This window comes from Dialister sp. CAG:357 (assembly GCF_000435155.1).
Lineage (GTDB): Bacteria > Bacillota > Negativicutes > Veillonellales > Dialisteraceae > Dialister > Dialister hominis.
In genome coordinates this window covers 14,623-15,109 of the sequence record NZ_FR896440.1, presented here as the reverse complement: position 1 = coordinate 15,109, position 487 = coordinate 14,623, and the positions used below count along the sequence as shown (strand labels likewise).

General features: G+C 46.0%; 2 protein-coding genes. Both read right to left on the bottom strand.

All coding sequences use genetic code 11. The features are described from left to right. Positions 1 to 175 (bottom strand): small ribosomal subunit protein uS11 (locus M3200_RS06360; RefSeq protein ID WP_288178193.1); only part of this gene is annotated, 175 nt, incomplete at its 3' end. Positions 176 to 193: 18 nt separating this feature from the next. Beyond that, the coding region (gene rpsM / locus M3200_RS06355) for a 30S ribosomal protein S13 (protein ID WP_288178191.1) at positions 194 to 487 on the bottom strand (294 nt) is incomplete at its 5' end.

Below are 487 nucleotides of genomic sequence, written 5' to 3'. Positions count from 1 at the left end.
TGCTCTTACGAGATCCTTTGAATCCAAGTCCGCCAGCGGATGCCCAGGCAATGGTATTGCCGTTGGAATCAGTAATCGTTACGATCGTGTTGTTGAAAGTAGAACGAATATGAGCTGCACCGGATTCTACATGTTTTCTTTCTTTTCTTTTTGCTTTGCTTTTTACCGTAGCCATGTTATCCCTCCTTCAACATTATTTCTTGGTCGCAGTCTTCTTGCCTGCGATCGTCTTCTTCGGGCCCTTGCGTGTGCGGGCATTGGTCTTTGTGCGCTGTCCACGAGTCGGGAGTCCTGCACGATGACGTCTTCCTCTATAGGAACCGATTTCAACCAAACGTTTAATGTTGAGAGATTCTTCTCTACGGAGATCCCCTTCTACTTTGTAATCTGCGAGTACGTTGCGGATCTTAGCAACTTCATCTTCTGTCAGATCTCTTACACGGGTATCAGGATTGATTTCTGCCTTGCTAAGAATGTCTTTGGAAAG